Origin of the sequence: Vibrio sp. Isolate30 (assembly GCF_022397975.1) — a bacterium.
GTDB lineage: Bacteria > Pseudomonadota > Gammaproteobacteria > Enterobacterales > Vibrionaceae > Vibrio > Vibrio fortis.
The window spans coordinates 657,807-677,279 of the sequence record NZ_JAKEUS010000002.1 but is presented as its reverse complement, the minus strand read 5'-3'; the positions used below and the strand labels follow the sequence as shown (position 1 = coordinate 677,279).

Annotated in this window: 9 protein-coding genes; 7 read left to right on the top strand and 2 right to left on the bottom strand. The window is 44.6% G+C overall.

The genetic code is table 11. The annotated features are described in order from the left end of the window. Positions 1 to 26: 26 nt before the first annotated feature. The 3 genes from L1D60_RS10005 to L1D60_RS09995 all read left to right on the top strand — a co-directional run bounded on the left by L1D60_RS10005 (position 27) and on the right by L1D60_RS09995 (position 9,559). Positions 27 to 6,191 (top strand): tandem-95 repeat protein, encoded by a 6,165-nt coding sequence (locus L1D60_RS10005; RefSeq protein WP_239840944.1) that lies wholly within the window; start codon positions 27 to 29, stop codon positions 6,189 to 6,191. Positions 6,192 to 6,416: 225 nt separating this feature from the next. After that, a complete protein-coding gene (locus tag L1D60_RS10000) occupies positions 6,417 to 7,337 on the top strand; it encodes a LysR family transcriptional regulator (RefSeq protein ID WP_239840943.1) in 921 nt (306 codons plus the stop codon). A 191-nt stretch (positions 7,338 to 7,528) separates the two neighbouring features. Then, entirely contained in the window at positions 7,529 to 9,559 is a 2,031-nt protein-coding gene (locus tag L1D60_RS09995) for a TonB-dependent receptor (RefSeq protein ID WP_239840942.1), read from the top strand. A 98-nt stretch (positions 9,560 to 9,657) separates the two neighbouring features. On the opposite strand, the gene L1D60_RS09990 is transcribed toward L1D60_RS09995, so the two are convergent. Then, positions 9,658 to 10,410 carry a class I SAM-dependent methyltransferase gene (locus tag L1D60_RS09990; protein ID WP_239840999.1) on the bottom strand — a complete coding sequence of 251 codons (753 nt, stop codon included), beginning with the start codon at positions 10,408 to 10,410 and terminating at the stop codon, positions 9,658 to 9,660. 297 nt (positions 10,411 to 10,707) lie between these two features. Between L1D60_RS09990 and L1D60_RS09985 the strand changes: the two genes are divergently transcribed. The 3 genes from L1D60_RS09985 (at position 10,708) to L1D60_RS09975 (ending at position 14,697) form a co-directional block, all read left to right on the top strand. After that, entirely contained in the window at positions 10,708 to 11,172 is a 465-nt protein-coding gene (locus L1D60_RS09985; protein ID WP_239840941.1) for a GNAT family N-acetyltransferase, read from the top strand. Continuing rightward, positions 11,169 to 11,765, top strand: coding sequence for a LysE/ArgO family amino acid transporter (locus L1D60_RS09980; protein WP_239840940.1), 597 nt, complete (start codon positions 11,169 to 11,171; stop codon positions 11,763 to 11,765). Before L1D60_RS09985 ends, L1D60_RS09980 begins: the two co-directional genes overlap by 4 nt. Positions 11,766 to 11,970: 205 nt before the next feature. After that, positions 11,971 to 14,697 carry a glycoside hydrolase family 3 protein gene (locus tag L1D60_RS09975; RefSeq protein WP_239840939.1) on the top strand — a complete coding sequence of 909 codons (2,727 nt, stop codon included), beginning with the start codon at positions 11,971 to 11,973 and terminating at the stop codon, positions 14,695 to 14,697. A gap of 113 nt (positions 14,698 to 14,810) precedes the next feature. On the opposite strand, the gene L1D60_RS09970 is transcribed toward L1D60_RS09975, so the two are convergent. After that, positions 14,811 to 16,682, bottom strand: a complete 1,872-nt coding sequence (locus L1D60_RS09970; RefSeq protein WP_315974642.1) for a methyl-accepting chemotaxis protein — start codon at positions 16,680 to 16,682, stop codon at positions 14,811 to 14,813. A 943-nt stretch (positions 16,683 to 17,625) separates the two neighbouring features. On the opposite strand from L1D60_RS09970, the gene L1D60_RS09965 reads away from it, so the two are divergent. Continuing rightward, positions 17,626 to 19,410, top strand: a complete 1,785-nt coding sequence (locus L1D60_RS09965) for a transporter (RefSeq protein WP_239840937.1) — start codon at positions 17,626 to 17,628, stop codon at positions 19,408 to 19,410. Positions 19,411 to 19,473 lie beyond the last annotated feature (63 nt).

The window sequence follows — 19,473 nt, the reverse complement described above, 5'->3', positions numbered from 1 at the left end:
AGATAAGTCATTGACAAGGAGTGCGTATGCCAGTTGGTCAGAACCCAGAAAACAACGAATTGAACGATGCAGTTGAGCAAGTTGCCACAGAGGACAAGTCGCCTTCTTCGTCATCTCATCCCGGAAATCAAAACAATCAGCAATCGACGACGGCAAATACAGTAGCTACAGGCTCTGACTCAGTCGCTCCGTTAGAGGAAAACGAAGAGCTGCAGTCAGAAGGCAACGAACAGCCGACTGCTGAACAACAGGGTGAAGGTGGGAATCAAGGCGGTCAACCTGTTTCCGCTGAGGCGCGTCAAAGTGAGGAGGGTGCCCCAGCTTCTAAAGTGCAAGAGGGCAGCCAAGAAGATGAACAACCATCGGAACCAAGTGAGAGCGCTCAGTCAAATGTCGGTGCCCAACAGGTAGGCGGAAATGCTTCTACTGGAAACTCTGGTAGTCAAGCGTCGAGTCAATCGGCTCAGCAATCGAGCTCACAACAATCATCACAAGGTGGAGAGAGTTCTAGTGGAAGCCGAACGACAAATTCTGATGGGACGAGTGATACTAAGCAGGATACTCAAAGCTTTGACGTTAATGTAACCCCCGACCGCTCTATCTATTCTAACGAGCTTGATAATAGCGATACGACGACAGATACCTTGTCGTTTGATGTCAATGTCGAAGCAGTGAACGACCTTCCAGATGCATCACCGACCTATCATGAAATTGATGAAGATGGCGTATTAAATTTCACGGCGGATGATTTGCTTGCTAATTCTACTGACGTTGAGGGGCCTGTGAGCCTTCAATCTGTCGAATACTCAGGTGAGGACGGTGAACTTTTAGAAAATCCAGACGGATCTTTTAGCTTTACGCCTAATGAAAACTTCCACGGTGACGTGGTGTTTGATGTTGTGATTGAAGACAACGAAGGTGCAATCGCGCAAACGAGCGCGAATCTTCACGTAGTCTCTGTTAATGACCCGGTCATAGCTAATGATGACTCTGAACTTGGTGCCGGAGAGCCGAGCATTCGCTTAGATGACGAGCCTGAAAATGGTGTACTTCAATATCTCAATGAAGACGATGTATGGGAAGACGTTGTTGTCGGTGAAGTCTATTCTGCAGATACTGAACTGCAATTTGTGCCAGATGTAGATGCCGTTGAGTCAGCGACGATTGATATCAAGGTAGGTAGCTTTGATAGTGATACCAGCACGCAGGTGTTTGATGGAACGGCACAAGCGTCTGACTGGGGTGTAGTTGATGGTGATACCGCTGTATTTACCCAAGACGATGTAATAATCACGACTCAAGTGACTGGTGGCGATCTTACCGCTTGGAATGGTGCCGGAACGTCTGTAGGGGCGGGTATTGGCGACCAATCCAATAATGGCTTGTCTCATAATGATACCTTGGTCGTCACTATCGAAGGCGAAGATGTGAACCAAATTACCTTCCAGCTTGACGGGCTTGGCGGTTGGTTTGATGAGTCCCATAGAAACGCGACCGAAGTGATCATTACCGCTTACGATGAAGAGGGCAACGAAATCGATTCTCAAGGTGGGTATCGAGAATCGGGCGAGTTCCAAGATCAGTATGTGTTCACGACTGATCAACCAGTTCATCACTTTGAACTTGGCACCACTGGGGGAACCGGCACTTATGTCGTGCAGAATATGACGGTATCTCGCACGCTCTCAGAAGAACTACAACTTGTGACCATCCAAGGTGATGGTAGTGAAGTGACTAGTGCTACTACGCTAGACCTAAACTATGATACTGCTGATCAGCCTATCGATGTTACTGAGCAGTTGATTGACGTGGATGACACCATTACTACGAGCCCTATACAAGTGTTGGAAGATGGTGTCCTTGTTCTTGATGCAAGTGATTTGCTGGCCAATGACACCGACGCAGATGGTGACTTATTATCGATAGTCGAAGTGCGAATGCTGGATGAGAGCCAAGGTGAAGTTGTGCTAGACGAAAATGGCTCGATCACCTTTACTCCAGCCCCTAACTACTTCGGTGACGCTCAGTTTGAATACACGGCAACAGATGGTAATGGCTCGTTTGATACAGCGACGGTATCTGTGGATGTCATCCCTCAGCAAGATGCGCCAGTTGTAGATGGAGTCTTAACGGATCAGGTTGATGAAGATGGTTTAATTACGCTGACTCAAGCACAACTTTTATCCAATGTTACTGAACTGGACGGTGAATCTCTAACAGCGCTCAACTTGAGTATCGACGGAAATGGAGTACTCACGGATAACCAAGATGGAACCTTTACCATTGAACCGGGCGAGCACTTTGATGGGTCAATATCTATCACCTACGACGTCACCGACGGCATTGATACGGTTAGCAATGAACTTCAGCTAAATGTTGAAGCCGTGGCAGATGCTCCAGAGCTCAGTGTGACCCCAAGTGCAGACAACCTAGACGGTGAGGTGATTCGCGATAATCAGAATGTGGTTGAGTTCGATATCGACGCTTCTTTGGTGGATCAAGATGGATCTGAAGCACTAAGTGTTACGGTTGGCGGTGCACCTGATGGTAGTGTAATTCGCTACGATAGCGACGCGATTCTTAACGATCAATCGAGCGGTTTAACCAGTTTTACCGACTCTACCGTAACAGTTACTTTTGAAGGGGAGAGTGCAGGTTATAAGAACTCAGTAGGTTACTATGTGGTAGAAGAGGATGGCTCGATCACCAACGTGAATATGGTGTATAGCGATGCTTCACAACAAGGCGCTGGTGGTACTTTAATACCGGGAGAGTCTTCTTTCTCGTTCGAACTTGAAGAGGGTCAGAGCTTCAACCTATTCGTCATCCCGAACGGTGGTCGCTACAACGATTTTGAATCACTGGAAGGCGGTGAATTTGTCTTTAGAAATGAGGATGGCTCACCGGCAAGTATCACTTCAAATGACCCACAATTGATCTACATTGCTGAAGATGGCACAGAAAGTGTGGTGCGTGGCCAAAATGGTGATGCAGTATTCCATGGTGGCACCAGCACAAATCTCAACCAAGACGGCGTAGAACATACTCGCGTTAATATGAACGACGACGGCGAGTTAATTTACGGAATTGAAGATCTATATGGTGGTGGTGACCGCGACTATGACGATTTCTCTTTCTCGATTGATTTAGGAGAAACAAACCAAGCAATTTACAGCGGTGAAATCGTAATCGCGGACGGTGAGCCAGCTATCATTCCATCTGTCGTATTGGACCAAACATTGGTATTGGAAGTACCGGAAGGCTTTAGCGACGATATTGACTTAGTGATTGAGGCGACCTCAACGGAAAGCTCAAATCAAGACTCCGCGACAACAAGCCAAACCTTACATATTGATGCTAACGAATATGCGCCAGAAGTATCACCATTGTCTGATTCGGTAAACGAAGATAACGCTATTACGTTTACTCAAGATGACCTTCTCGCTAACGCAACAGACATTAATGGCGATGATCTGACAGCATTGAATGTTTCTGTTGATCCTGCGGTTGGCTCCGTAAGTGCAAATCCAGATGGGTCGTTTACAGTGACTCCGCTAGAAAACTACAGCGGCAACATTGACGTTACCTATGATGTCACGGATGGGACACACACTGTTCCTGCTGTACTCAATTTAGATGTGGAAGCGGTCGCTGATGCGCCTGATGTTTCAGCCAGCCTAGGAGCTATGGTTGATACGGATTTTGATACCAGCAATGCTCGAGAAGAGTGGAATACTGATAATGCGCATGGTGGTTTAGAGATTCGTGGAGAGCAAGTCTATACCGGTATTAGTGATAGCGAGCGTGGTAACGTCATCGAGTTAGAAGTACACAGAGGTGATGAATCTAATATCTACCAAAATCTTGACCTTCAAGCCGGAGAAACCGTCACTCTTACCTTTGATTACTCGGCACGACGTAATTGGGAAGACGATTCAGATATCGAACTGTATTTTGATGGTGAACTTATCGACACCATCAGCCAAGACACAGTAGGGTGGCACACTTATAGTTATGAGCTGACTGCGACCACTGATAACCCACGACTTGAGTTTAACGCCCCTGATGACAACAGCTTAGGGGGCTTGTTAGACAATATTCGTGTTACTGAAGTAGCGACAGAAGATAACGATATTCGTATTGATATCAGCACAATGCTTACTGATCTAGACGGTTCGGAAAGCATGCAATCAATAGTCCTAGATGCCTTGCCGGAAGGGAGCACTTTAAGTGATGGTACTAACACGTTTGATGCAACAGCGGATAGCGATACTGTCGATGTGTTGGGGTGGAATTTAGATAACCTGCAGTTTACCCCACCTCAAGATTTTAACGGTGAGGTAAGCCTACAATTGTCGGCAACATCGGTTGAGAACTCTAATGGCGACACCTCGACCACAACGACGGATTTAACCTTTAATGTTGAAGCGGTTAATGACGCACCTATAGCACCAACACTCTTAATGGAAGGCGTTGAAGATCAGGTTATTACCATTGACCCTGCTTTCATTCTCTCAAAAGTAACAGATGTGGATGATACTGAGTTCACGTTAGAGAGCCTGTCTATTAGAACGCCAATTCAAGCGTCAATCACACCCACTCAAGACGGGCTTTATCACGTTGTGGTTCCTGAAAACTACAATGGCGCTATCGATCTCGCTTATGAGGTCAGTGATGGTGAAGCAACGACTGAAGGTACAGTAAACCTCAACATCATGGCTGTGGATGATACTCCTTTCCAAGATGGCAATGCACATTTAGCGGTGGACGAAGACGGTGCAATTACGTTTAACAGTTCTGACTTAGTGGATCTGTTTGGTGATGTGGATAGTTCATTAACCGTGTCTCGCGTGGTCACTGCAACGGGTGAAGAAGCAGAAGGAACCGTTGTGGACAACGGTAATGGTACTTGGACGTTTACTCCAACCGAAGATTTTGCGGGCACTACAGGGCTTCAAGTGGTTGTCACCGATGGTAATACCGAAGCCAGCATGGATATGAATGTTTACATCCGCCCAGTAGCAGATGGTGTAGCCATCACTACAAGCTTCGATGGCCCGTTGGTATTCAAAGAAGATACAACCGCACACTTCGGTATTGATATTGAACAGCTTGATACGTCAGAAGTTATGACTAGTGTCACCATGACAGGGTATCCAATTGGTTTTACTGTGAGTGACGGTCCAAACACTGTAGTGGTAACGGAAGAAAATCAGGCAATTGATATTGGTGAATGGAACCTTGATGCACTGACCATGACTCCTCCAGAAAACTACAACGGTGAATTCTCAGTTACTTTATCAGTCGTTTCTCTCGATGAAGTTGAAGATCCTGCAGACAATGAGGTGACAACTGAGTTAGGTCAAGGTGAACCAGAGTCTTCTTCGTTTGTTCTCGGTGATGAAAGCTATGCACTGCTTGAAAGTGAAGATTTGCTTGAGTTGGTGCCCAATAGTGACGAAACAACAACTATCAGTGACGTTTCATACAATGGCGATGGCGGTACACTTATCGACAATAACAATGGGACATGGAGCTTTTGGGGGGATCCAAACTATCAAGGTGATATTGATATCGACTTTACGACATCTGATGGCAGTCAACATCAAGTGTCATTATTGAATGAGGATCCTCTTGATGAGCCACAACCCGTGAATGCGATGGCGAAGAGCGAATCTGAGCCTGAGAGCAGCTCAAACCAAGACCCCGATTATACAGCTGCTCCGGGAGATACGTTCGACGTTCATATTCCGGATAATATTAGTGAGAACGGCGATGTAGATCATATTCAAGTTACTGGTTTACCTGATGGAGTAGAGCCTGTTCAAGGTGTTTCAGATGGTGAAGGAGGCTACAGCGTCAGCAATCTTAATGCGCCAATGGCACTGAAAGTGGATGAGGCATTTGAAGGGGAAATTCAATTGGAAATGGTGGGCATTGATGTCAATGATGTCCCAGTCGAAGGTGCGGATGCGAGTGTATCGATCCACATTGATGAAAGCTACGAAATGCAGGGGACGAGTGCAGATAGAGCAGGGAGTCCAATGTCTGGTGACGACAGCTCGCAAGGCGATTGGACTACGCAAGACAACACCGATATGGGTGTAGATGTTATGGATGACAGCTCTAGCTTCGATAATCAAAACGGTGAAAGCTCAGTTGATGACGACTTGTCGATGTTAAGTGACTAACAACGTAGCAATTTTGCGATACCTAATCAGCAGCCGTACTTACAGTACGGCTGTTTTACTTTAGAGGAGTATGCATCTTTTCTCGAAGTTAAATTTCACGAACACCAACCTTAGTTACAAATTGTTACACTTTGCGATTGGGACAACTGTACTCTGTCGTTGTGTTAATTTCGGCCACACTGCACTATTCTCTATCTGAATTTTCCATACTTAAGTATCTACTTTATGAATCTGGCTCAAGTCGACCTTAACTTATTAGTCATCCTCAAGCACTTGTTAGAAGAGAAGCATGTATCGAACACCGCATTAGCACTCGACATGAGTCAGCCAACGATCAGTCGTTCGCTACAAAAGCTTCGCACAGTCTTCAATGATGAGCTGTTGGTTCGCGGAACTTATGGTTATGAGCTGACACCGAAAGCTGAGTCGATTAAACAAGATCTCACATCAGTGTTAGGTCGCTTGGAAAAGCTAGTAGCAGGGGACGTTTTTGAGCCCCAGAGTAGTGATGCAACGGTTCGATTCTTTGGCCTAGTTCCACAAATTTCACATCTGATGCCTAAAGTGATGGCGGAAATCCGCCGTCAAGCACCGAACATGATTGTGGATATTGATTCTATTCCTAAGCGCCACTTTGAGAGCTTGGTTTCAGGAGATGCACACTTTGTTCTTTCTACCCATGAACCGTCTAGTTCAGATCAGAACCTGTATCGTACCTTTGTGACCAGTCGCGATTATCGTTTGTTGATGAGTAAAGATCACCCGCTAGCGGATAAAGAGATCACGGTTGATGATCTCCTGAATAGTCAATTAGGTCAGATTTCACTTCAAGGCGATAAAAAACTGTCTATTGAAAGCCGATTTAAAGATCTTGGGTTAATCGATAAGCAACGTAAGTTATCCATTCCTGTTCAACTCTCTAATTTCAATGTGGCTCCTGATATTGCAGAAACGACCGATATCATTTTCCATTTACCAACGCCTTTCGCTCAGCAAGCTGCAAAACAGCGAGACTTGGTTTGTAAAAGAGTGCCAAAAGCTCTGCGCCATCCATCAGAAGATGTTTATCTATATTGGCATAAGCGTTTTCATAATGATCCGATGTGCCAGTGGATTCGACGTATTTTCAAAGAGTTATACGGTTAAATGCCATCATATCTACAATAGTTACCACTAATGTAAACGTATATATTAATCAATATATGGATATGGAAGAGGATCTGTATTTGAAAAATAAATAGTCAGAATTACGATAGGGGATGAAACTTTCGTTGATGAAAATAGTAACCGAATGTCTAATGCAAACCATTATCATTTGTAAATAAAGACATTATACTATGACAGATCGTTCCCTTTTTTCTGCTAAGCCTTTCGCTATCGCAGTCGCTTTTATTTGTTCATCGGCTTCAACCGCCTCTTTTGCTAACAACGAGTCAGCAGAGACAGACGAGCAAATGGTTGTAACGGCGACACGAACAGAAACGTTACTAAAGCAAGCACCTGCTTCTATGTCTGTGATAACGGCAGAGGACATTGAGAACAATCCAGGTATCACGCTCGCCGACATCGTAGCGGATTCAACCAGCGTAGAATCAGACTTCGATAGCACACGAGCAGGGCGTCAGATGATCTCGATTCGTGGTATGGATTCGGATTACACCTTGATCATGGTAAATGGTCGTCGCTTGAGTTCTGCAAGTGCGATCATCCGTGGCAATGACTTTGACTTATCAACCATCCCAACAGAATCAATTGAGCGTGTAGAAATTATCCGTGGCCCCATGTCGGCACTGTATGGTTCAGACGGCATGGGCGGTACGATCAATATCATCACTAAAGCACCGGAGAATGATTGGAGCTCAACTTTGAGCATGGACACTTCATCGCCAATGGATGGTAACGGTGGCCAAGAGCATTCTGTCGGCCTAACCACATCAGGCGCATTAATTGAAGATGAGTTGTTTGCTCGCTTTTCTGTAAACCAAACCAGTCGTGATGCCTGGCAGCCTTATTCTGGAACTCATAGCTCAGGTTACGACAGAGAAGATATTACCGCGCTGGAAGGTCGTGACACACTAAGCTTGTTAGCGAATCTAACCTGGTATGCAACCGACAACCAGACCATTGATATTGATTTAGGTTATAGCGATGATGAGCGTGAATCTGCTGCTGAGAGTTCAAGTTCTGTCATTGAATCTGACACGCGCGTTGTCAGACATAGCCAAGCCATTACGCATAGTGGATTCTGGGGTTGGGGTGATACTCAAGTTCGCTATTCTCGTGAAAATGTAACTGACAATGATGCAGCTGACCTAGGAAACAACTTTAGCAGCGACATCGAAGAGCTGACTCAGATTGTAGAGGCATCAGCAACGACGTATCTAGGTGATAGTCACACACTGACTTTTGGTATGGATTACCAACTGAGTAAGCTTACCAACAAAGAGAACTTAGTGAGCGGCGCTTCTGAGGCGTATCAAGGTGCGCTGTTTGTACAAGACCAATGGGAAATGACCGAGCAATTAACTGCAACAATTGGCGGCCGTTTAGATAAACATGAGCTTTACGGTGAAGAGTTTAGCCCACGAGTTTACATGGTTCATCAAACGACTGATGATCTGATTATCAAAGGTGGTGTGGGCAAAGCTTTTAAAGCACCTACACTTACTCAGAACCAGTCAGACTACCAAGTATCGAGCTGTAAAGGCGGCTGTGTGTTGGTCGGTAATGAAGACCTAAAACCAGAGACCAGCCTAAACTACGAGCTAGCTACAGTTTATACTCAGCCACGTTGGAACGTTGAAGCGGCCTTATTCCGCAACGAGATCAATGACCTGATCGAACGTACCGAAGGCTATTGTCCAGATGGTGGTGATTGGAACGAAAGTGCACGTCAGTGTGAAGATTCAAATGGCAACCCAACGGGTAACCTTGGTGCTAAGACTTATCAAAATGTATCTGAAGCAATCATCCAAGGTGTTGAACTAGCGGGTGGTTTCCAGATCTCAGAACAATGGGATGTGTCGGGTAACTATACGTATTTAGATACGGAAGATAAGTCCACCGGTGAACAGTTGCTGGAACGTTATAAGCATTCTGGCTTGGTGAAATTGAACTGGAGTCCTACTTACGATCTAATGGCGTTTGTGAGTGCGAGATACCGTGGTGAACGCCAGATTGAAACGGATTTAACACAAGATGCCTACACAACACTGAATATCGGCACGGTATACAATGTGAATGATTCTGTTCGTATTCGAGCGGGTATCACTAACTTAACGGATGAAGCCGTTTCTCAAGAACTAGAGTACTTAGGGTATGTTGAGGAGCCGCGTACTTACTACGTCGGGATGACTGCGGACTTTTAATGTCTAATTTCTAAGAACTACCACCGTATTAAAACAGAAACGCAGGTCTTGAGGACCTGCGTTTTTTTGTTTTGTTCTTTATGAAAACAACTTTGACGTTAGTGGGTTGCTTTTTTCACACATGTGATGATCGCGTTCCCTGAATTTTGATCCCAAGGCGTCAGCTTTTCATAGTCGTGTTCGAACAGGTGAACATCGAAATACGGTTCTAATAATTGAACGATTTCTGCAAACGTAAATGCAACCATTGGATGTTCATCGTTCCAAATTTGCGTCTCACTACCTGTTGTTTTTTCGATACTTAGTTTGAGCGCTTGTCGATCGCCGCTACCCGAATAGAACCAACCTGAACGGAAGGTAAATGCATCTTGTTCTAAGTTGCTAGTATGACGCACAAACAGGTTGTTATTAATCTTGGCTTTATCGACAACATTAAAGCAGAAGATGCCATCTGGCTTCAATGCCGCATGAACACTCTCAATACAAGCTTTGAGATTCTCGATACCGTCGTTGTAATGAATCGAATAAAGGAAGCAAGTGATCAAATCAACAGGCTCATCGACTTTAAAGTAGCTCATGTTTTGTTGCGAAAACTGAGCTTCAGGACAGCGTGTCATAGCGATATCGAGCATAGGTTGATTCAAATCGAGCCCACTGCTGGTATAGCCGTAATCGATGAAGTGTCGAACGTGCGGACCAGTCCCACAAGCTAGGTCGAGGTGAGTACGACCTGTATTGCCGAAGATCTGGTGTAATCGACGTACGCAATTACTTTGCGACTGATAGTCGATATCGAGACACATTAAATCGTAGTAACCAGAAAGATCGGTATAGAGGGCATTAGTACGCATATTGACCTGTAGTGATTTGCTTAACATTGAGGAAGTGGCGCATCGTAAGGGACGCATTTTAGAAAGAGAAACAAAAAGGATTTATCGTTACGACCAACAATTTTTCTGTGTGAGTTTGAAAACCACTGGTTGAGCTTATGGGCAATTAGCGGGATGTTTTAGCGGGTAAGTCTCTGCTATGAAAGGCTTATCTTGGGTCTTGAATTATAAATCAGTGTTCAGTTATGCTCAGTGGTTCGTTCTAGTTATTAATCCAAACAATAATTAGAAAAAGCACAAAGCAAAGGAATGGATTCAATGGAAATTAGAAAGGATGATTTGTCGGGTGGTGATGTGATAGCGCTCCTCGAAGAGCACTTGGCAGATATGTACGCTACCTCTCCAGCCGAAAGTGTTCATGCGTTGGATGTCGGCGCACTAAAGGCGTCAGACATTACGTTTTTCAGTGCCTGGAAGGCCGATGTTCTGCTTGGGTGTGTTGCTATTAAGGAACTTGAGCCTAAACACGCCGAGCTTAAATCGATGCGAACGTCTCGCCATGCAAGACAGGGCGGTGTTGCCAGTAAACTGTTGCAACATGTGCTTGAGGTCTCGTCTTCACGTCAATATCAAACCCTCAGTCTAGAGACGGGATCGGAAGAGTACTTTAAGCCCGCTCGAAACCTCTATGAGAAATTTGGATTTCGCTATTGTGAGCCTTTTGCAGACTACAAGCTTGATCCTCACAGCCAGTTTATGACCATAGATATTCAGACAATATGACCACGTATTTATCTGGCTTCTCTCTTGGTCTGTCGCTGATCTTAGCGATTGGTTCTCAAAACGCTTTCGTATTAAAACAAGGTTTGAAAAATCAGCATGTATTTATTGTCTGTTTAGTTTGTGCGGTGTCGGACGCACTCTTGATAAGCTTTGGTGTGGCTGGATTCGGCGCTATTGTTGAGAAGTTTCCACAAATTGAACAGATCGCTCGATTTGGTGGTGCGCTGTTTTTGGCTGTGTATTCTCTATTGAGCTTTCGCTCTGCCTTGACTGAGAATCATGCATTGGAAACCCATGTTCAAAGTAAAGGCTCTTTGTTTAAAGTGGTATCCGTGTGTCTGGCGTTTACTTGGTTAAATCCCCATGTGTATTTAGACACGGTTGTGTTGCTTGGATCGATTTCAACCCAGTATCAACCCAACCAGATGCAGTTCGCCATTGGCGCGATTACGGCATCATTTGTGTTCTTTTTCTCTTTGGGGTTCGGGGCACGCTTCTTGTCGCCACTATTCAGTCGTCCTAGGTCTTGGAAAGTATTAGAATTTTTAGTCGGAATTATGATGGCAACGATCGCGATTAGCCTCGTACTTTAATCACTACCAGTTTGAACAAAACGACTTAAGCCCACTGAATCTTATGATTGGTGGGCTTTTTGTTTCCCCAAGTTACGTCGTGTTTATCTGGCTCTTTAGACGTTGGTTGTTTTACAAAGATTAATATGCCTCTAGGTGTCTATGGTTTTGTTTTTTGTCCTACACTTAAGCTATTGAATATCGTCAGTTAGCTAGGAATTACAAAGTGATAATACAAAATTATATGGCTTTGTTAGGAGGTATTGCTGCAGGCTTAATATTGATGCCTTGCGCTATTGCCGCTCTTCCAGTTGAGGTAAGTGTAGTAAGTGAAGCAAAGTTCTCAACAGTCCCTTATTACTCTGAGTGGCCATCTTTAGAGAGTGCGATAAAAAAAGATCCTCAGATCGAAGCTCGTATTGCAGAAATCTTAAGTCGGATGACGCTAGGTGAGAAAGTCGGGCAGATGATCATGCCTGAATATCGACAAGTGACACCCGCAGAAGCAAAGCAATACAAAATTGGTTCCGTGCTTAATGGCGGTGGTGGTTGGCCGAATGAAGATAAATACGCAACCGCACAAGAGTGGGCGAAACAAGCTGACAGTTACTGGTTAGCACTGGATGAGGCCTATGCTGGTCGGGGATTCCGAATTCCATTCATGTGGGCGACAGATGCCGTTCATGGCCACAACAATGTGTATGGGGCGACGCTGTTTCCCCACAATATTGGACTTGGCGCAGCCAATAACCCTGACTTGCTTCGTCAGATTGGTGAAGTGACTGCGATAGAAGTCGCAGCGACAGGCATAGATTTAACCTTTGCACCTACAGTGGCAGTGCCAAGAGATTATCGTTGGGGACGAGTCTATGAGGGTTATTCAGAGTCTCCAGACATCACATACCAATACGCGCCTGCCATTGTGGAAGGGCTACAAGGTAACCAGCAACAGCTGCAAACCGAATCAAAGGTCATTGCTACCGTAAAGCACTGGCTCGGTGATGGTGGAACCAACCATGGTGTAGACCGAGGAGTGACTCACTCTACTGAAGATCAGTTACGTAATATTCATGCGCTTGGTTATTTTTCTGCCATTGAGGCCGGCGCACAAGTCGTCATGACGTCGTTTAATTCTTGGCAAGAAATTGATGGATACGACGCCTCTAACGATGGCGAAAACCACAGCGGTAAACTGCATGGTAGTCGTTACCTTGTCACGGATGTACTTAAAGAAAAGCTAGGATTTGATGGCATCGTGGTAACAGACTGGAATGGGCACGGGGAAGTAAAAGGGTGCACTAATGCTAACTGCCCGCAAGCTGTTCTGGCGGGCAATGATCTGTTTATGGTAACTGACAATAAAGATTGGAAAGGCTTTTATCGTAATGTCATAAAGCAGGTACGCAGTGGCGTAATCCCAATGTCTCGAATCGATGATGCGGTGACTCGAATACTGCGAGTAAAAATGAGAGCGGGCTTATGGTTTAAACCTAGGCCTTCTTATCGACTCTATGCGGGGGATGAATCTCTACTCGGCGCAGAGAAGCATCGTCTGGTGGCAAGGCAAGCGGTCAGCGAATCGTTAGTGTTGCTCAAAAACAACAATCAAGTCTTACCGCTTAACTCAAACAATCAGACTTACCTTGTGATCGGGAGCGCTTCAAATGATATGCAGAAGCAGACTGGTGGTTGGACGTTAACCTGGCAAGGAAACGAGAATCGACGTACAGATTACCTGTACGGAGAGACGGTACTAGAGGCTTTCATAGAGCAAGTCGGGGAGAAAAGAGTATTTACCGACCCTGTGACTGCTCCAATGGATGCGATCGCGATAGTCGTCATGGGAGAAGATCCATACGCGGAGATGTTTGGTGATATTAAGCAGCACCAAAGCATCGCTTACTCAGAACTAAAAACCGCTTACAAGCGGGATTTACGTTTGTTGGAACAATTAAAGCGACAAGGCTTTGAAGTGGTTACTCTGTTTTTCTCTGGTAGACCGTTATACATAACACCGGAACTGAATCTGTCTGATGCCTTTGTCGCGGGTTGGCTTCCAGGAACCGAAGCAATGGGCATCACCGACGTGTTGTTTGGTGTGAATGGGAAAGATTTCACTGGACGATTGTCTTTTAGCTGGCCAAGTGACAAGTGCGTAAGTAATGTGAGCCGCCTAGAATCCCGCATACCAGATTATGCCGTTCCAGAAAACGAGCGCTCTTCTCAAGATAGCCCTCCGCTATTTGAATATGGTTATGGTTTGAATTATCAAGAGTTCAATCAACTCGATGAGATTGATATAGAGACGAAAAAGATAGGCTGCGGTAGAGATATTCAAACGACTAAAGCAACACACAGTTTTGAGATTTTTGGACGACTCGTCAGTGACCAATTTGTTCCCAAAGTCAGTGGTCAAGTAACGCAGTGGAAAGGAACATTTATCTCTCGATCTAAAGTGACGGAGATAGGTACCGCCCATACCACGCCAATTAACTACAAGCACCAACAAGACGCACTGTCTGTCAGCCTAGGACAGTCACTACCTATGCAGTTTTATTTGCAAACACCCGATAAGAAGGGCGTAGATCTCACGGATTACTTATTCGCAGGGTCTGATTTGGAGTTTGATATCGCGGTCTATGGTTCGGTTCCTCAATCTCTAAAGCTCGCGAGTCACTGTGTATATCCATGTGGCGCTATTGCCTCGATAGAAAAAGAACTGTCTAAAGCCTTATTGAACCGAGATGAACCATGGTTAACGGTTAAAGTCCCGCTGAGTTGCTTAGCTGAGAATGGCGTTGATTTTTCAGACTTGAATACACCATTTTTACTCTACACAGATGAACCATTCGATTTCGATATCGGCGAGGTACGTTATGTGCCAGAGCACTTACAAACGGATGATCAAAGCGCGTTGACCTTGTCATGTCGTCTGTTTGATAAGATTAAATAACGAGGAAAACGTATCGCTGTATACGTATCAAAACTAAGTGCCAGAAATAACAAAGCCGCTCAATACAGAGCGGCTTATTATTTCTGGGTATGTGTCTGAGAATTACGTCAACATTAGACCTTGAAACGACTCATTAAGGTACTGACGCTATGGTTGAGCTGTTTAATTTCAACAGACTCGTTTACTTGGTTAACACTCAATTTATTGAGCTCGAGAACGATTTGATCGATCTCATGAACGCTCTTAGTGATGCTTTGTGTCACTGCATTCTGCTCGGCAGACGCGCTTGAGATATCACTATTAAAACGACGCACGATTTCCATTTTTTCACTCAGCTTAGACAGCATATCCACGGCCTGAACGACTTGATTACGTGTTTTCTCACAGTTCGACTTGGTTTGTTCAATCGACGTAACTAAGCCTTCAGACTGACCTTGAAGGTTAGACAGTGCTTTTTCGATTTCAGAAGTACTCTCTTGAGTGCGATTCGCCAAGGCTCGTACTTCATCTGCTACTACTGCGAAGCCACGACCATGTTCCCCTGCGCGTGCAGCCTCAATAGATGCATTAAGCGCCAGCAGGTTGGTTTGCTCTGCGATCCCACCAATCACAGTAACAATAGATTGAATACTCTGCGATTCATTTGCCATCGCAATGATGTCGTTTGACGTGCTATCGACTTGTTCTTCGAGTGCGTTGATGTAGGACTCTGTTAGTACATTAATCTGTTTGGTCTCATCGCTAAATGTTGCCGCATTATGGGCTGCTTCTGCGGCCGACTGAGAGTTCTTTTCCACCTCAACGGAAGCGTGAGAAAGACTATCAATGGCTGTGACCACTTGGCTGGTTTCATTGGTGTGAACTTGCAATACGCTATTGGTCTCTTGGCAGCAACCTTCGATACTGCCGACTTTGCCTTCAAGTACTACATTCTTCTGTTTGATATCGGTGATCATCGCTTGCAAGCCAGTGATGAAGATATTGATGTCACGAGCAATTTTACCTAGGTCATCATTGGTCTTTTCTTCTAGACGCTGGGTGAGGTCACCGTTGCCTTGTGAAAGATCGTGGACAATATTACGTAGCGAAATGATAGGGTGGTACAGCATGTTGAGAAGAAGCGTCATTACGACAATTGAACCCAACACAGCGCCAACAATTAAGAGTTGAGCGTTAAAGACAACACTGTCGAGTGTTTTCATTGCAATTTTAGGGTCGATAACCGAAATCATATGCCACTGCGTAGAGTCACCAATGTTGACCACTTTTGCCATCAACATCATCTCTCTTTGATCAATAGTGCCGCGAATGAACTGCTCTGGTTTGCTGGTGGCGACGGCAATCTGCGTTGACTGTGGCAGTGAGCCAAGGGTGCTTTGCGGCAAGATACTTTCGATAGTCGATGCGATCACCATACCGTCGTTGTCAACGATAAGGCCGCGTGCTTGGTAAATCTTTTCTAATTCTAAGAGCTTATCTTCAAGATCATCAAACCTTAAATCCGCCATCAATACACTATCTTTGAACGAGTACATCACGCCAACCATCGGTGTTTGAGTACTTTTGGTGAAAAACAAGTCACTTAATGAGAGACCAGAGCGTGTTTTGGCTTGTTTGTACCAAGGGCGCGTAGTCGGGTTGTATTTCTCAGGAATACCGACTCCATTTGGGAAAGACTCAGAAGGGCGAGAGGTAAAAGAACGGCCATCATCAAACCCAACCACCATCTTATCGATACCACCTAACTTAGCCGCATAGTGCATCAACGCCTGATTTGGTATGTCAAAGTTGGCAGCTCTCATCTCGGCAGCAGTTGCGTTGACGGCAGCAATAGTACGCTCAACGTCTTGTTCGATTTGATTAATTTCTACCGAAAGAGAGCGGTCGATCTCTTCGTAGATTCTTTCTTCGACCTGTTGTTTTGCGAGGTCAAATGAAAACCAGTTGGAAGCGAGTAGTGAAATTGTGGTCACTGCGGTGACCATGAGGATAAGTTTGCCTTTAAAACCTAGTGGAAATAACGTTTTTATACTTTTCATATTAGTTCACGCGAATAGACCAGTGAGTTGAGATATTGGTTCTGTTGTGCTGAAACGGTACAGCATAATTAACCAATTGGTTATGTTATTGTATTATTTTTAGCTTATGCAATCTGTGAGCAAAATTCATCTGTAAATTGAAATAATAGTCAAGTATGTGACTTAACTAGAATTTACAAAATGTCGAGATATCGCTCCCAACTACTGAACTTTATGCCACAAGTAGCAATACATTTGATCAATAAGTAAATCGGATTTTATTGACTTAGCTCTCTATTTTGGACTTGGGAACTAACCATTTATTCATATTAGTAATACAATAATGCTGATTAAGGGGTCTGGAGGCCTTATATGTTGTTATTAGGCTCCTTAGTTTTTGTTACTTTTGAATTGGCATTTTGCTGGATTCTAGAGGTTACAAATGAGTTATGTTCCCATATTTTCTGGACACAGCAGATGGCTCGAAAGAGCTTTGATTTAAGGAAATGTCAGTAATTACAAGGTGAACGTAGAATTCCGTGGGGGTATCGTTCGGCTTTCTGTCTATCCTTCTTTCTGCATTTGTTCAGGCGGATTATCCGTTTAGCCCACGTTTCGTTCTCGAACGTGGGCTCTTTTATATGTATGACAAGGCTCTGGTTTTATCTGTAGTAATAACAATGGAATCGTAAAGACCCTACAGATGAACGAAAAAATGGCCTAATCCCTTTCTCTAAAAGGGTTGATCGCCTCAAATGACACTAAAAAATCGTTAGGATCGACCAATTCACAAAAATAATATTAATCTGCCATTAATCACACTTTTGACTTATTGTAGTACAATAGAGTGGGTTTATAGCTATGATGTACAGGTCGAAACTAATTATAGAAAAACAAAAGGTCTATTAGAATGGAACTCAATACAGCTATTGTAGGCATCTATTTCTTATTTCTTATCGCGATAGGATGGATGTTCAGAACGTTTACTAGTACCACCAGTGATTACTTCCGTGGGGGCGGTAACATGCTCTGGTGGATGGTAGGTGCTACTGCATTTATGACGCAATTCTCTGCTTGGACGTTTACCGGTGCAGCGGGTAAGGCATATAACGATGGTTTCGCAGTAGCCATCATCTTCTTAGCAAACGCATTTGGCTACTTCATGAACTTTGCATATTTTGCTCCAAAGTTCCGCCAACTTCGCGTTGTTACAGTAATTGAAGCTATTCGTATGCGTTTTGGTGCGGCGAATGAGCAAGTATTCACTTGGTCTTCAATGCCTAACTCTGTTGTATCAGCAGGTGTTTGGTTGAACGCACTAGCCATCATTGCTTCTGGTATCTTCGGATTCGACATGACCATGACTATCTGGATCACAGGTCTGGTTGTACTCGCCATGTCAGTAACAGGTGGCTCATGGGCGGTAATCGCGTCTGACTTCATGCAGATGGTTATCATCATGGCAGTAACTGTCACTTGTGCGGTTGTCGCTGTTGTTCAAGGCGGTGGTGTTGGTGAAATCGTCAATAACTTCCCAGTAGGCGACACAGGTTCTTTCGTAGCGGGTAACAACCTTAACTACCTAAGCATCTTCAGCATTTGGGCATTCTTCATCTTTGTTAAGCAATTCTCAATTACTAACAACATGCTTAACTCGTACCGTTACCTAGCGGCAAAAGACTCTAAGAATGCTAAAAAAGCAGCACTTCTTGCATGTGTGCTGATGCTTGGTGGCGTATTCATTTGGTTCATGCCTTCTTGGTTCATTGCTGGTCAAGGTGTAGACCTATCTGCAGCATACCCTGATGCAGGTTCTAAAGCGGGCGACTTCGCTTACCTATACTTTGTTCAAGAGTACATGCCTGCTGGTATGGTGGGTCTACTTGTCGCGGCAATGTTTGCGGCAACAATGTCTTCAATGGACTCTGGTCTAAACCGTAACTCAGGTATCTTCGTTAAAAACTTCTACGAACCAGTTGTTCGTAAAGGCCAAGCTTCTGAGAAAGAGCTAGTAACAGTATCTAAGGTTACTTCTACTGTATTTGGTATCGCAATCATCCTAATCGCACAGTTCATTAACTCTCTGAAAGGTCTGAGCTTGTTCGATACGATGATGTATGTGGGTGCTTTAATCGGCTTCCCAATGACAATCCCAGCATTCCTTGGCTTCTTCATTAAGAAGACTCCAGACTGGGCAGGTTGGGGTACGCTAATTGTTGGTGGTATCGTATCTTACATTGTTGGTTTTGTTATCAACGCAGAAATGGTGTCAGCAGCATTTGGTCTAGAAGAGCTAACTAAGCGTGAATGGTCTGATGTTAAGGTTGCGATTGGTCTAATCGGCCACATCACATTAACAGGTGGTTTCTTCATCGCGTCTACGCTGTTCTACAAACCACTGCGTGAAGAGCGTCAAGCTGATGTCGACAAGTTCTTCAATAACTTAGAGACTCCACTAGTGTCTGAATCTACAGCACAGAAGAAACTGGATAACAAGCAACGTCAAATGTTGGGTAAACTCATCGCAGTAGCAGGTGTTGGTGTCATGCTAATGGCTCTTCTACCTAACCCAATGTGGGGACGTATGGTGTTCATCCTGTGTGGTTCGATTGTAGGTGGTGTTGGTCTACTACTCGTTAAAGCGGTAGACGGCAGCGTCGAAGAGAACAAGTCTGTGACAGAGCAAACGTCATAATGACTGAGTTTGATTAAAGGAAAAGCGGCCGATTGTTCAGCCGCTTTTTTGTATCTAACGTAT